Raw genomic sequence first — 14,771 nt, 5'->3', positions numbered from 1 at the left:
TTTCTGAAAAAATATCAAAATAAAATTGACTGCGCAAAAAGACTGCGCAGTAGGCCTGTTGCTTTGTAACTGTCAAACAGAAACACAGTCATGGAAAAAGAAAAAATCAGCAATGGTGAAATAGGGGCACTCGGAATCGAAAACCTGGATTTGCTGGTGGCATTCAGCCGCGTAGCCAATGGCCTTTTGAAGCACGAAGTGATGGACAAGGTCAGTATCCTGACCAATCTCGAAGCCCTGATCGCCGATCCGATGCCGTATGCCTTGAAGCGTAATGGAAAGTTCAAGAACATAGCCGACCGGGTAATCGAGCTGCGTAAGGACGGCAACTTCGTGAAACAGGTGCGTAGCATCCATAAGCTGAAAGAAGAGATCGCCGATTTCCCGGTATTCGGTTTAGAGCACATTGAGGTGGGCGCCCTGGCACAGATGAAAACGGCGGTTCAGCTACCCATCGCCGTTGCCGGCGCCCTCATGCCCGACGCCCACCAGGGTTACGGGCTGCCGATCGGCGGAGTGCTGGCAACCACTGCCAACAAGATCATACCTTACGCAGTCGGCGTCGATATAGCTTGCCGGATGTGCCTGTCTATTTTCGATATGTCAGGTTGGGTGATTGACAGGGAAAAAGACAAACTCGAAAAACTGCTGGGCGAACACACGCATTTTGGCATGGGTTCGACCTCTGCCCGACATCTGGATACCAGTCTGTTTGATCGGGCTGAGTGGAATGCAACCAAGGCGTTAAGGTCATTAAAGACGAAGGCTTTCAATCAGTTAGGGACGTCGGGGACTGGTAATCATTTTGTGGAATGGGGAGAGCTTTCTGTGGAAGATAATATGCTGGAAGGTATTCCCGGAGGCACCTATCTGGCATTGCTGTCGCACTCAGGTTCGAGAGGTTTTGGAGGGAATATCGCGGATATTTATTCCAAAATAGCCATGGAAAAGACCCGGCTGCCGAACGAAGCCAAACATCTTGCCTGGCTTGACCTGAATGCCGATGAGGGGCAGGAATACTGGATAGCCATGAACCTTGCGGGAGATTATGCATCTGCCAATCATCACGAAATCCATAACAAAATTGCTCAGGCGCTGAAAATCACTCCCGCTATGCGGATCGAAAATCATCACAATTTTGCCTGGAAGGAGCAGCTTGCGGATGGTACCGAAGTGATGGTGCACAGGAAAGGCGCGACGCCGGCAGGCAGCGGCGTGCTCGGAATCATTCCGGGTTCGATGAGTACCCCGGGATTTGTCGTACGGGGAAAAGGGGAGGCGAGTTCGCTCCAATCGGCGTCCCACGGTGCAGGAAGAGTCATGAGCAGAAGTGCGGCATTCAAAACGATCCGCAAAGAGGATGTTGACAAAAACCTGAAAGATAACCGTATCACGGTGATCGGTTCAGGATTGGACGAAGCACCTATGGTTTACAAGGACATTCATACGGTAATGGCGGCTCAAACAGGCCTGGTCGACGTCCTTGCCCGATTCCAACCACATATCGTGCGCATGGCGGACCCGAAGGAAAAAGCGGAAGATTAACAAAGAACACGAAAGGAGGACATCATGAAATTCAATACGCCGGTTGTTAAAACCAACACAACCCTAAACTAAGAAGGAGCCAAAGCTTACAAACTTGACCCGGCTATGGAGCTTTACACAGCTGTTGTGACCTGGTCTTTGAATGACTCTTTTTATGAAAAGAACGACCAACGCATCATGCGGATCAGGTCGCTGGTAGAGCAGGTAGACCGGGTATTTGTAGCAAAACTGGCAGTCTACGCCCGGCATTTCATGTATATGCGCTCAGTGCCGCTGGTATTGCTTACGGAACTCGCGCGCGTACACAAGGGCGACGATCTGGTAGCAAAAACGACCGCAAAGGTGATAGCGCGCGCCGATGAAATTATGGAACTATTGGCGTGTTACCAGCTTCTGAATGAACGAAAAGGCGTGAAAAAGCTGAATGGACTGTCAAAACAACTCCAGAAAGGACTTGCATCGGCCTTCAACAATTTTGATGCGTACCAGTTCGGTAAATACAATCGGGACAATAGTGCCGTGAAATTGCGCGATGCATTGTTTCTGGTTCACCCAAAAGCGAAGAGCGCAGAACAGCAAGTGGTTTTCAACAAGATTGCAACCAATCAGTTAGATACGGCATACACCTGGGAAACGGAGTTGTCGGCATTGGGCCAGGTGATTTTTGCCAACGAAACAGAGCGCGCGGCTGCCTTCCGGGCGAAATGGGAAGATCTGATCGATAGCGGAAGGTTGGGTTATATGGCACTATTGCGAAATCTCCGCAACTTGTTGGAGGTGAACATCTCCCCGGTGCATATTGAAAAGGTTTGCGAAATATTGTCATCGCAAAAGGAAGTGGCCAAGGCGAAGCAGTTTCCGTTTCGGTACCTGTCGGCTTACCGCGAGCTTTTGAAAATGAAAAAGCCGGAAGGCAAAGTTTCAAACAGGCTGACGCAGCTTTTCGGAAGCGAGCCTGACAATCGCGAACGGTTTATCCAGGCATTGGAAAAGGCTATTCTCCAAAGTGCAGAGGCGATCAGCGGCTTCGGGAGGGGAACGAGCGTGTTGCTGGCCTGCGATGTTTCGGGATCAATGCAAACTCCCGTTTCGTCGATGTCGAGTATAATGCTGTACGATGTAGGCCTCGTGTTGGCTATGTTGTTGCAAAGCCGCTGTGCCAATGTTGAGGTAGGGATGTTTGGAGATACCTGGAAGCGGATTCGTGTTAGCCGGAATAATATCCTGGCCAATGTGCAGCAGTTCTATAACCGGCAGGGAGAGGTGGGATATGCTACCAACGGGTATCTGGTGATCAAAGACCTGCTGCAACGCAAAGTGGTGATAGATAAGGTAATGCTTTTTACCGATGGCCAGCTTTGGAATAATGCGGGAACCGAGAATATCCGGACATTGTGGGTCCGTTATAAACGCGAGCTTGCTCCCAACGCGCGACTTTACCTATTCGATTTGCAGGGTTATAAACAAGCGCCGCTGCAAATAATGGTGAATGACGTCTATCTGATAGCAGGTTGGAGCGACAAAATCTTTGGTGTACTCGATGCTTTGGAAAACGGGGCTTCCGGTTTGGATTCCATCCATAATATATCAATGTAAAAATGGCGGTGCCGCAATGGCGCCGCCGCAAAAACAAGGATGCCGTAGAAATGGGATACTTCGCTACATTTAGGGGGAAGGCATTGTGATGCTAATCATGATGGAGGTTCGAGTCCTCGCGGCGAGCCCCCGCCCCGGATCGATTGTTGCTCCTTGATTTCAAGACATTGGAAAAGTGCCGTAAATGCGTGATACTTCGACTATCCCTCGCCGTGTCGCCGGGCGCCGGGCCGCCGGTTCGAGCCCGGCCTGTTGCTTGCAGCAGTGGCTCAGTTGGTAGAGCAGGAGCACCGAAAGGTGCATTCACGTATTGCTTTTTGCCTTTTCCAACCCTATTGAAGGATGTCGTACATGCGTGATACTTCGTATGGTGATGCTGCCCTCGCTGGCAGCCGGGGTTCGAGTCCCCAAAGCGCACGCCTGGCTTGTTACTCCTTCATTTTTAGCCTAAACAAACTCTTTTCCCATCCAAAACTCACAACGCATTCACATACCCCGACGGGCTTACGCCGAACTGTTTCTGAAAATCGCGGGAGAAGTTGGTCGGGACGCTGTATCCAACCATGTCGGCCACCTCGTTGATTTTGTAATTTTTCTCTGCCAGCAATTCCGCCGCTTTTTTGAGGCGCGAGAGGTTGATCAGCTCGTTGGGCGTCATGTCGGAAATACCCTTGATCTTCCGGTAAAGGGTAGGGCGGCTCATATTCATTTTGGAAGAAAGCATGTCCACGTCCAGGTCGCTGTCGGCGATGTGGGCCGAGATAATTGCGTTGAGCTGTTCGAGAAAATCCTTGTCTGCGCGGGAGAATGCAATGCCTTTGATGTGTGTAAGCGGCGAGCGGGCGAAATAGTCCTTGATAATGTCGCGGTTTTGAAGCAGGTTGCTGATCTGCGCCGACAAGTGATCGAGGGAGAACGGCTTTTCGATATAAGCATCTGCACCCACTTCCAAACCTTCGATTTTCGAGCTGATCGAATTTTTGGCCGTCAGCAAAATAATGGGAATGTGGCTGAAACGCACATCGTTTTTCATTTCGCGACACAGGGCAATGCCGTCCATTACCGGCATCATAATGTCGCTGATCACCAGGTGAATATGCTCTTCCTGCAACAGGTCGATGGCCTGCCGTCCGTCTCCGGCCCTGAAAATGTTGTATTCCAATGCCAGTTCCCGGCCCAGATAACCCAGGATTTCGGTATTGTCCTCCACTAGCAGCACGTTGGGTTTGCCGGGATTTGGCTGCTCAGCCATTTGAGCACTTTTGGTACCGGCCGTTTCGTCGCTTTCCCTGTTCAAATCCAGCTCGTAATCCTGGTGAATAGGGATCGAAAGGAGGAAGGTATTCCGGTCGAGCTCCGAGCGTTTCAGTTCGAGTGTGCCCTTGTGCAGCTCTGCGAGCGAGCGCGCGAGCGGCAGTCCGATGCCCGTTCCCGGTTCCTTGCTATTGCCCTCGGCGCGGTAGAACGGTTCGAAAATACGGTCGCGATCGTCGTAACCGATCAACGGGCCGTCGTTGGTGAACTCGATATGGAATAACAAATCGTCGCTGTTGAAAGGAGAAAGCTTCACTTTAACGCTGCTTTCAGCGTATTTGATCGCATTGCTCACCAGGTTGCTTGTGATTTTCTTGCATGCTTCCTCGTCTACGAATGCCTGCAAGGTAATGCGGGGGAGTTCGAGTTTGTACTGCAATTGCTTTTGCTCGGCTGCCGGTCGGAACGTCGCGAAAACGTCGCTCAGCAGATCGTTAATATCGGTTTTGGTAAAATTGAGGCTGTAATTGTTGGCCTCTGCCTTGCGGAAGTCGAGGAGCTGGTTGGTCAGGTCTATCAGTCGGGAGGTGTTTTTATCAATCATATTCAAACTCTCAGTCATTTCAGGATCCGACTTTTGCGTTGCCAGCAGCTTATCGAGCGGCATTTTGATCAGCGTCAGCGGCGTGCGGATCTCGTGCGCCACATTGGTAAAAAAGTCGATCTTGGCATTATAAATTTCCCGCTCTTTCCCCATTTCGATGGTCTCGATCTGTCGTCGGTTCTTCTCATGAAGGGCGAGAAAATAATAACGGAAAATCACTACAATAATACTCACTACCAGCACCACATAAAACAGCCAGGCCCAACCGGTCGCCCAAACGGGCGGCAGAATGGTAATCCGCAGCCTGGTTTCGCGGTTATTCCAGAGGCCGTCGTTATTGGCTCCCCGGATTTTTAATGTATAATCGCCCGGCGGCAGCTTCGAAAAATGAATGCGGCGGTTGCCATGGAACGGTACCCATTCCCGGGCGAGGCCTTCGAGCTGGTACTGATAGGAATTCTGTTCGGGAATGACATAACTCAGCACGGCGACATCGAAACTCAGGCTCGAACTCTGGTAAGGCAGGGTAAGCTCGTCGGCGTACATGATCGATTGTTTTAGCGGCGCGTCGTCCTGTCGTATGTCGACGTCGCGGTTATTGACCTGTAACCGGGTAATGTAAACCGGTGGTACGAATGTGTTCCGGATCAGTTCCGACGGTTTGAAACCCACCATTCCCGCCACAGTGCCGAAATACAGCGTGCCGTCGGCATCTTTGTAGGAGGAGTTGTAGTTGAACTGATCGGTAGGAAGGCCATTGCCGATGTGGAAGTTGGTGAAACGGTCGGTGCGGCTGTCGAGCCTGGCGAGCCCGCGCGAGGTGGTCACCCAGAAATTCCCCGCATTGTCTTCCAGGATTCGGAAAACCTGGTTATCCGGCAGGCCGTTGGTCTTGCGGTAGTTCCGGAATTGCCCGGTTTCGGGATTGTAGCGTGAAAGGCCGTGTTCAGTGCAGAGCCAGATGCTCTTGTCGGAGCTTTGGTAAATACTGTTGACGTAGTTATCGGGCAGGCCGCCGGGGCGATCGGCGCTGTATTGCAAATGTCCTTTCTGCTGTGTTTTGGGGTTGAAATAGCGGACCCCGCCCCCGTAGCTTGCCACCCAGAGGGTCCCTTCGGAATCCTCGTGAATACTCTGGACCTGCGTATTGAAGAAGGGTAACCGCGTAAAGTCGTCGGTCTCGCGGTTGTATTGGCAGAGGCCCGACCACGTGCCCACGAGGATGTCGCCGGAGCGCGTTTTGTATATAGTGACGATAAAATTACCGCTCAGCGACCGGGGGCTGGATGTTAAGTTGTAATGCCGGATCACGCGTTCGGTGCGCAGGTCCATCACGTCGAGCCCATGCTCGTAGGTGCCTATCCAAAGCTCGTTGCCGTCGACCACCATTCCGTGGAGGTTGCGGTAGGCAATGCTCCCGGGCCGGCCATCGGGCAGGAATGCTTTGAACTGGCCTGTACGAATGTCGAGGCGGTTGAGCCCCGCATCCTCGGTGCCGACCCACAAATGGCCGTATTGGTCTTTGGTGATCTCATGCACAATGCTGCCGCTGATACTGTTTCCGGGTTTGGGAAAAAACTTGCGGAAGTTGTTGAACTGCGTCGAATAGTAATTGATGCCGCCAAACTGCGTCGTGATCCATATCCCGCCCTCGCGGTCGCGCAGGATCGAGTTCACGATATTGTCGGTAATCGAGTAACGGTTGAATTGCTCCCGCACGATGTGTTGCGAGCGGCCCGAGATCAGGTCGAGAATGTACAGGCCCGATTCGGTGCCGAGCCAGAATTCGCGGTCGCTTTTCTGGAAAATGGTATGGACCTGAACGTCCTCTCCCGGCAAACCGGCGGCGGTGAGGTTACGGACCTGTTTTTTGACAAAATTCAGCAGCAACACCTTCTTCATCGAGCCGATCAGCAGCGCCGAGTCGCCTACCGAATGCAGGGTGGTGGACCCGTAAATATCTTTAATGCCGGACAGCTCTCCCAGGTTGAATGCCTCAAAACGGCCGGTATCCTGGTGGTAATGCCGCACCACGCCATTGCCGCACGCCACCCATACAGCCCCTTCGGCCGATACATGCAGCGAAACGGGCTGGTCGTTGCCGAGGCTAATGCGCGCAACGCGACCCGTGCGTACATGGTAGCGGTACAATGTCCGATCGGAGATGATCCAGATATTGCCGCTGCGGTCGCCGCGGATTTCCAGCACTTCGCCGGCGGGGATCAGTTTGAAGGGGGCAAAGCGGTCGGCGACGGGATCATAGCGGTACACGCCCCTGTGCGTACCCACCCAGAGCTTTTCGGAGGAGTCTTCGTATAATGCAAAAATGGAGTTGCTGCCGATACTCGTCGAATCACCGGCAATGCTCTGGAAAATCCGGAAATTATGGCCATCGAAGCGGTTGAGGCCGTTGCGGCTGGCAAACCACATAAAGCCTTTTTTGTCCTGTACCATCTTGCCCACGGCATTGCCTGAAAGACCGTCGGAAACCTGGTAGTTCCTGAAATAGAAGGGGATGTCCTGCGCAATTGCCTGCGTGGCGACAAAAAGGAAAAGCAGGATGGAAACAAGTATTCTCACCAATTTAAGCTACATATAAACACACGACCCGACACAACCAATAGGTAAAGATATCCACTAAAATCTTAGTTAAATCATAAAAACAGGTGGTGAGACATTTTGATTCAAAATTGAGACAAAACGATCACCCGGTTATCCGCTAAACCCGGAACTTCGCAGCAGTCTTAATTAATCCAATATTATAGTTAAAAAGTAACAACGCTGCGGAGCCTTTCACCTTACTATCCTTCATGAAAATGAAATTATACAAATCTACCGGCCAGGGCAGACGCTTGTTACCGGTCGGACATTCTCTTGCGCGGGCAACCGCCTGGTTGGGCTGTCTGCTGCTGCTACTTTCGGCCTGGCAAGCCAGCGCTCAGAATACCGTACAAATTTCCGGTAAAATTTCGGATTCCAAAGACGTATTGCCGGGGGTAGCGATTCTGGAAAAAGGAACGAACAACGGAACGGTCTCCCAGGTGGACGGGACTTTCAAGTTGCAAGTTGGTAACCCTAATGCGACGTTGGTTATTTCAAATGTGGGTTACATCACTCAGGAAATAGCGCTCGCGGGCAAGACGTTTATCGAGGTAAACCTTGCCGAAGACCAGAAGCAGCTGAACGAGGTAGTCGTGATCGGTTATGGCTCTTTAAATAAAAAGGAGGTTTCCAGTGCTATTACGCACCTTTCGGGCAAAGACCTGCTTCGCGTAGGCGGTAACAACCCACTGATGGCCATCCAGGGCAAGGTAGCGGGCCTTTCGGTGACCAACACGGCTGCGGCGGACCCGAACTCTTCGCCTAATATTCAGTTGCGGGGCGCGTCGTCGCGCAGTGCGGGCCTGGGGCCTTTGTTTGTCATCAACGGCGTGCCGGGCGGTAATATCGACAACATCAACCAGAACGAGATCGAATCGATCGACGTCCTCAAAGGTGGTGCGGCATCGGCTATTTACGGTACACGCGGCAGTAATGGGGTAATCGTGATCACGACCAAAAAAGGGTCGGAAAGCTCGCGTATATTCTATGACGGTTATACCACTTTCGACTGGGCTACCAACCAGCTGGAAGTGCTTTCGAAGGACGAATTCCTGCGTAACAAGCGCGGCGTCGACTTCGGCGGTAATACCAACTGGATGAACGAGGTGAAACGCAACCCATCTTTCTCGCACAAGCATACCCTCCAGTTCTCGGGCGGTAATGGCAAAACCAACTATTTCACTTCCCTCGACTACCGCGATGCCAACGGCCTTGACCTTCGTTCGAGCAAGCGCGAGTACGGTGGAAGGATCAATATCAACCACAAGACGGCCAATAACCTCGTCGAACTGGCATTTACCGCTGCGCCGCGCTATACCAAAAACAGCGACGCCGATTACAGCGGTTTTAACTACGCACTGACCCTGAACCCGACGCTCTCCGTACGCGACTCAATCGGCAAGTATGCTTATCTGACATCCGGATTTTTTGCCAACAACCCGGTTGAAGTCGCTAAGGGCGTGAAGTCCGACCGGGAATACAAGCTCCTGGATATGAACGGTTCGGCTAAGATCAATATCCTGGAAAACCTGAACACGGTGGTGACGATCGGGGAGGTGAACTCGTCGATGAGAAGGTATCTGTTTACTCCTTCGACGCTGACGACGGTCATCAATGGCAGCAAACGGAACACCGGCGAGCAGATTTTGGAAGAAAACGACCAGAAAAGCTTCGAGTGGATCGGTAACTATTACCTGGACCTGAACAAGCATTCCGTGAAGTTGCTCGGCGGGTACTCATTCCAGTATTTCACCTCTTCCGGTTTCAATGCGAAGAATGAGAATTTTCCTTCCAATGTATTGACCTACAATAACCTGGGTAGCGGATTGTGGAACTTGCAGCAGGGAATCAACAATGTAGGTTCTTACAAGAATTCCTCTAAACTGATCGCATTCTTCGGCCGTTTGAACTACGATTTCGATCAGAAGTACTACCTGTCGGCCAGCTTGCGCCGGGAGGGGTCTTCAAAATTCGGTTATTCCAATAAATGGGGGTACTTCCCGGCGGCTTCGGTGGCCTGGCGTGCCACGCAGGAGAGTTTCCTGAAAGATATTCCCTGGCTGAACGAGCTGAAAGTACGTGCGGATTACGGCGAGACGGGTAACCAGGATTTTGGCAACTACCTTTCGCTTGATACATACGGCGGTTATGGTTACTATCTGTACAATGGCATCAACTACCAGGTTTGGGGCCCGAACCAGAATACCAACTACGATCTGCGCTGGGAAAAAGCGGCCAACTTTAATGCCGGTCTGGATTTTGAGCTTTTCGGTAGCAAAGTTTCCGGTAGTTTGAACTACTACATCCGTACCAACCGCGACTTGCTGGGGAATTATAATGTATCCAACCCGCCGAACATTCAGGGACAGACTTTCGCGAACGTGGGGACCATGCGTAATACGGGCATAGAGTTGCAGTTGAACGCATCGGTAATCCGTAAAGGCGATTTCTCTTATGACCTCGGTTTCACAGGCGCTTATAACAACAACAAGTTCGTATCCTTCTCGAATGCGCTTTTCAAGGGGCAGAAGTACGTCGATGTTGTAGGTATGCCGGCTCCGGGCAGCCCAGGTACGTTGCAACGCTTGCAGGAGGATACCCGCATTGGGAGCTTCTACGCGCTCAAATCGGCGGGTGTGAACGAGCAAGGCGCGTTGCTGGTGTATAATAAAAAGGGTGAGGTAATCCCCGGTAACCAGGCCACGAACGACGACAAGCAGTTTGTAGGAAACGGCCTGCCGAAATTTACGATGGGTCTTTCCAATAATTTCAAATACAAAAAATGGGACCTGAGCGTATTCCTGCGCGGTGCGTTTGACTATAAGCTGTTCAACACTTATGCATTCTACCTGGGCACGCCTGCGACGCAGGAGAATGCCAATGTGCTGAAATCGGCTTATGACGGCAGCAAATATTCGAAACTGACGAACCCCGCGACGTATTCAACGTTGTCGGATTACTTCCTCGAACAAGGCGGGTTCTTGAAAGTCGATAACGTGACGCTGAGCTATACCCAGCCGGTTCAGACCAAATTCCTGCAATCGGTGCGGATTTACGCGACCACCCGTAACCTGGCGACTTTCACCAAGTTCACCGGCGGTGATCCCGACCTGATCAACGTGAACGGTCTGTACCCTGGTGTAAATAAAAACCCGGATAACAACGGTACGCTCGATTACTACCCATCGACCACCCAGTTGCTGCTGGGCGTTCAGCTCACCTTCTAACATTTTGAAATACAATGAAAAGCATTAATATATTTAAAAGCACATCCAGAATCGGGGCAGGCATGCTGTTGCTCGCGACAGTGGGCTGTACCAACCTCGACGAGGAGCTGTACGACCGGATTACTTCCGGCAACTTCCTCCAAACCCGCGAAGACGTAACCCGCGACTTCCTGCGCGCATTCGAGCACAGCTATTGGAGTATCCAGGGCGGTAACACGTTTATGTTGCAGGAAAACAGCTCCGACGAGATCATGACCCCCAACCGCCAGGGCGACTGGTTTGACGGCGGGCAGTTTCAGCGGGTGCATTACCACACCTGGACACCCAACGACGGCTTTACCGCCGATCCATGGAATGCATTGTATGGCGGTATAACGCTCGCGACCAACTCGCTGGAAGATTTGCAGGGAATCAAGGACCCTTCGAAATTCGACATGACCCAGGCCGAACTCGATGGCATGATCGCCGAGTTGCGCACGCTCCGCGCGTGGCTGAATATCCGCCTGCTGGACTTCTATCGCAATATCGTGATTGTGACCAAGGTGAAAGGCGAAACTACCGGCGGACCACAAGTTACGCCTCAGGAGGCATTCGCATTCATTGAGCAGGAATTGAAAGAGTCACTACCTAAACTGCCGACGGTGCAGAGCCTGGGGGCAAATGCGGTAGGTCGCTGGACGCAGGGAGGTGCGGTATCGTTGCTGGTGAGGTTGTATCTCAACTCGAAAGTCTACACCGGTACCGATCGCTTTGCAGACTGCGCGAAGCTTTGCCAGGAAATGATCGACGGGAAATACGGAACCTACGTGCTCGAATCGCGCTGGGACGCACCATTTGATTATAACAATGCGACCTCGAAGGAAACGGTGTTCGGTTTCCCCGGCAGTTTCGGGCTTACCCACTGGCAGTATGACGGCGGGATGTACTTCTGGATGCTGCCCAACCTGGCGCCCAGCTATTTCGGGTTCACCGATTTTGGCAATGCCAACCCGAAATATGCGATGCAGCCGGGCCTGGATGTGGACGGAAAAGAGTATCCCCATGCATTGGGCAAGCCGTTTGTGAAGTTCCAGAAATATCCGGATGATGTTCGCTTGAAAAAATACAAGAATCTGGGCAACAGCAAGCGTGAGGGGATGTTTCTGCACGGTTACCTGACCTATACCAATTCGGCTGGCAAGCCTGATACCGTTCGTGGTTTCAAAGGCCCTTATGCTTTGTATTTCCGCGACCAGGTGGGTAAGTTCCTTGATGCGAAACCGGGCACACCGATCGCCGACAAGACTTCGAATATGAACAATGCGGATAACAACTCGGGTATTTTCCCGGTGAAATATCCATTCTATCCAAGCGACGACCTGAACAAGATTGCGTCGGCCTATGCGGAGATCCGTTTCGCGGAAATCTACTATTCACTGGCTGAATGCAAGTACCGGGCGGGCGATAAAGCGGGCGCTGCGGCATTGCTGAATGCAGTCCGCAAACGTAACTACCCGGCCGGCTCGCCAAGCCTTTACAAAGCGGACGGCAGCCAGCTTACCGACCAGGAAATGCTCGACGAATGGGGTAGGGAGTTCCTCGTGGAAGGCCGTCGTCGTACGGACATGATCCGCTGGGGCGTGTTCAACAAAGGTACATGGTGGGACAAGACCGCGGACGCCGACAATCACACCGAGATTTTCCCGATCGGGCAAACGGTGCTGAACTCATCGCCGCAGCTTAAACAAAACCCCGGCTATTAGCCAATTTAATCAATTCCCGTCGGTTTAAACCGACGGCAAGGATCTAATTTTCTGATCAATTTCCGTCGATTGAATCGATGGATGAGATTTAAATTTTTCTGATCAATTCCCGTCGATTGAATCGACGGATAAGATTTAACTAAAACCGATGACTGAACACTGTCGCAAGGAGCGGCGGGATGAATCCCGCGCTCCGGGACGGTGGATGCGCCCCGCAAGGGCGCATTTTTATTTTTCTTGGATTTAAATCGAAAGTTTGTAATATTTATTTGAAGTGTTTCGGAACTACTATGGCGTGATTTGTTACATGAGGGCTGTTTTCATTTGCTTGGTGGTATTACTGGGGCCGTTCCATTCCGCCTGGGCACAGATCAACAAAATCCGCGAGCTGCAAATGAGCCTTTCCGGCATTCGCGACAGTTCAAACTATGTGGATGTTATCAACCGGATTTCCCTGCTTTTCTACGAACAAAATGCCGACAGTACACTCTACTATGCATTGCAAGCCAGGCAAATAGCCTATCGGAACGACTACGAAAAAGGCCGGGCGGATGCCACCAATAACCTGGGCGTGGTGTTCGATATCAAGGGCAATATCCAGCTCGCATTGCGCTACTATAATGATGCTTATAATCAATATGTAACGCTGGACGATTCGTCGAATATCGTGCAGACGCTGATGAATATCGGTTCGGTATACAATATCAGTGGCCGCCACGACAAGGCGCAGGCCAATTACGACAGGGCCATGGCGCTTGGCGACCGCATTGAGCACGATTCCATTACGGCGCTGGTGATCTATAACTACATGCTGCTGTATCCCCAGAAATTCAGCAGCACGCGTCGACGAGCGCTCATCGACAGGGCATACAAGATTGCCGAAAAGTACCGGGACGTCCGCCTCGAACTGGCAATCGACCAGCTCAGGGCGACCGAACTGATCGACACCGGGCAACGTGAGAAGGGGCTGGCATTTCTGGAAGAGACGCTCAACAAAGCCCTGGCATTGGAACTGAACTACCTCAGTATGGATCTTTTGCTCGACCTTGGCGATCATTACCTGGCTGAGGATCGCGACAAGGGCATTCAGTTTTACAACAAGGCCCTCGAACTGGCGGAGCAAAAAAACTATCGCATGTACGCACGCGACGTGTGCAAGAAACTGTACGACTACTATGCGGCCCGGAAGGAGAATGCCGAAGCATTCATTTACAGCCAGAAACTGCTGAAACTGTTTGAAGAGCAGGCCGAAATCGACCGGGTTTCGGGAATCGATTATATTGAATATGCCGTCAAAGACCAGCAGCTGATCTCGGCGGAGATGAAATCCCGGTACAATGCGGAAATGCTTACACTGGCCGTAGCGGTGTGTGTGCTTACGTTGCTGAGTATCGTCGTGCTCTGGCGGAACTGGAAGCTGAGCAAAAAGACCAATCGCGTACTGACCATGCAGTTCCGGCAACTGGAATCGACTACCGACGCTTTGGAGCAAAGCAACCAGAACTACGCGCGGCTGATCAAAATTCTGGCGCACGACCTCCGCAATCCGATCGGCGGGATTAATGCATTGTGTTCGCTGCTGCAAGACGAGGACACAACGGCCGGGGAGGCGCAGCAATATGTGGAGCTTATCCGCGAATCGAGCACCACCTGCCTGCACATGATCAGCGATCTGCTCCAGACGGATTTTGATTTCAAGGAAACCGAGTTGCACAAAAAGCCCGTGGATTTGCCGGTTTTTCTGGACCACGCCGTGACATTGCTGACTTTCCGCGCTGCCGAGAAAAACCAGCGCCTTATCCTGGATGATCCTGCGCGGGCGGTCGTGCATGCGGACCCGGATAAGTTACTCCGGGTCTTGAATAACCTCATTGTGAATGCAATCAAGTTTAGCCCCGATGGAGAGACGATCCGGGTCAAAACGACGCAGTCGGATAAGGGCGTTACCATTTCCGTCGAGGATCACGGGTTGGGCATTCCCAAAGAGGCCATACCCAACCTTTTTGATCCATTTACCGCTTCCAGGCGCCCAGGCACGGCCGGTGAACAGGCATTTGGTTTAGGATTGTATATCTCCAAACAGATTGTGGAGGCACATGGAGGCAAGCTCTGGTTTAAAACCGAGGAGGGCAGCGGCACTACATTCTACGTTTTCCTGCCCGGAGAGAATGTCGATTCACTCTCTCCGGCCTGATCAGGAAC

At 51.9% G+C, this 14,771-nt stretch carries 6 protein-coding genes; 5 read left to right on the top strand and 1 reads right to left on the bottom strand.

Annotated features, from left to right (window positions below):
- Positions 1-90: 90 nt before the first annotated feature.
- Together J7619_RS31230 and J7619_RS31225 are read left to right on the top strand one after the other, a co-directional pair.
- Positions 91-1,545 carry an RtcB family protein gene (locus J7619_RS31230; protein ID WP_291208546.1) on the top strand — a complete coding sequence of 485 codons (1,455 nt, stop codon included), beginning with the start codon at positions 91-93 and terminating at the stop codon, positions 1,543-1,545.
- Between the two features lie 105 nt (positions 1,546-1,650).
- The gene (locus tag J7619_RS31225) at positions 1,651-3,141 is read left to right on the top strand and encodes a TROVE domain-containing protein (RefSeq protein ID WP_291208544.1); all 1,491 of its coding nucleotides are present in this window, start codon (positions 1,651-1,653) and stop codon (positions 3,139-3,141) included.
- Between the two features lie 475 nt (positions 3,142-3,616).
- On the opposite strand, the gene J7619_RS31220 is transcribed toward J7619_RS31225, so the two are convergent.
- Complete coding sequence (locus J7619_RS31220) at positions 3,617-7,579, bottom strand: hybrid sensor histidine kinase/response regulator transcription factor (RefSeq protein ID WP_291208541.1); 3,963 nt, start codon at positions 7,577-7,579, stop codon at positions 3,617-3,619.
- Positions 7,580-7,815: 236 nt separating this feature from the next.
- On the opposite strand from J7619_RS31220, the gene J7619_RS31215 reads away from it, so the two are divergent.
- The 3 genes from J7619_RS31215 to J7619_RS31205 all read left to right on the top strand — a co-directional run bounded on the left by J7619_RS31215 (position 7,816) and on the right by J7619_RS31205 (position 14,763).
- Positions 7,816-10,827, top strand: coding sequence for a SusC/RagA family TonB-linked outer membrane protein (locus J7619_RS31215; RefSeq protein ID WP_291208538.1), 3,012 nt, complete (start codon positions 7,816-7,818; stop codon positions 10,825-10,827).
- A gap of 14 nt (positions 10,828-10,841) precedes the next feature.
- Positions 10,842-12,569, top strand: coding sequence for a RagB/SusD family nutrient uptake outer membrane protein (locus tag J7619_RS31210; RefSeq protein ID WP_291208534.1), 1,728 nt, complete (start codon positions 10,842-10,844; stop codon positions 12,567-12,569).
- Positions 12,570-12,843: 274 nt separating this feature from the next.
- Positions 12,844-14,763, top strand: coding sequence for a tetratricopeptide repeat-containing sensor histidine kinase (locus J7619_RS31205; protein WP_291208531.1), 1,920 nt, complete (start codon positions 12,844-12,846; stop codon positions 14,761-14,763).
- Positions 14,764-14,771: the final 8 nt, after the last annotated feature.

Source organism: Dyadobacter sp., from assembly GCF_017744695.1.
GTDB lineage: Bacteria > Bacteroidota > Bacteroidia > Cytophagales > Spirosomataceae > Dyadobacter.
The sequence above is the reverse complement of the archived record's forward strand: the minus strand, read 5'-3'. Positions and strand labels throughout refer to the sequence as shown.

Excerpts from the sequence above, each read along its gene's own strand:
- J7619_RS31230 (WP_291208546.1), top strand. The coding sequence starts at position 91 with ATGGAAAAAGAAAAAATCAGCAATGGTGAAATAGGGGCACTCGGAATC.
- J7619_RS31225 (WP_291208544.1), top strand. The coding sequence starts at position 1,651 with ATGGAGCTTTACACAGCTGTTGTGACCTGGTCTTTGAATGACTCTTTT.
- J7619_RS31215 (WP_291208538.1), top strand. The coding sequence starts at position 7,816 with ATGAAATTATACAAATCTACCGGCCAGGGCAGACGCTTGTTACCGGTC.
- J7619_RS31210 (WP_291208534.1), top strand. The coding sequence starts at position 10,842 with ATGAAAAGCATTAATATATTTAAAAGCACATCCAGAATCGGGGCAGGC.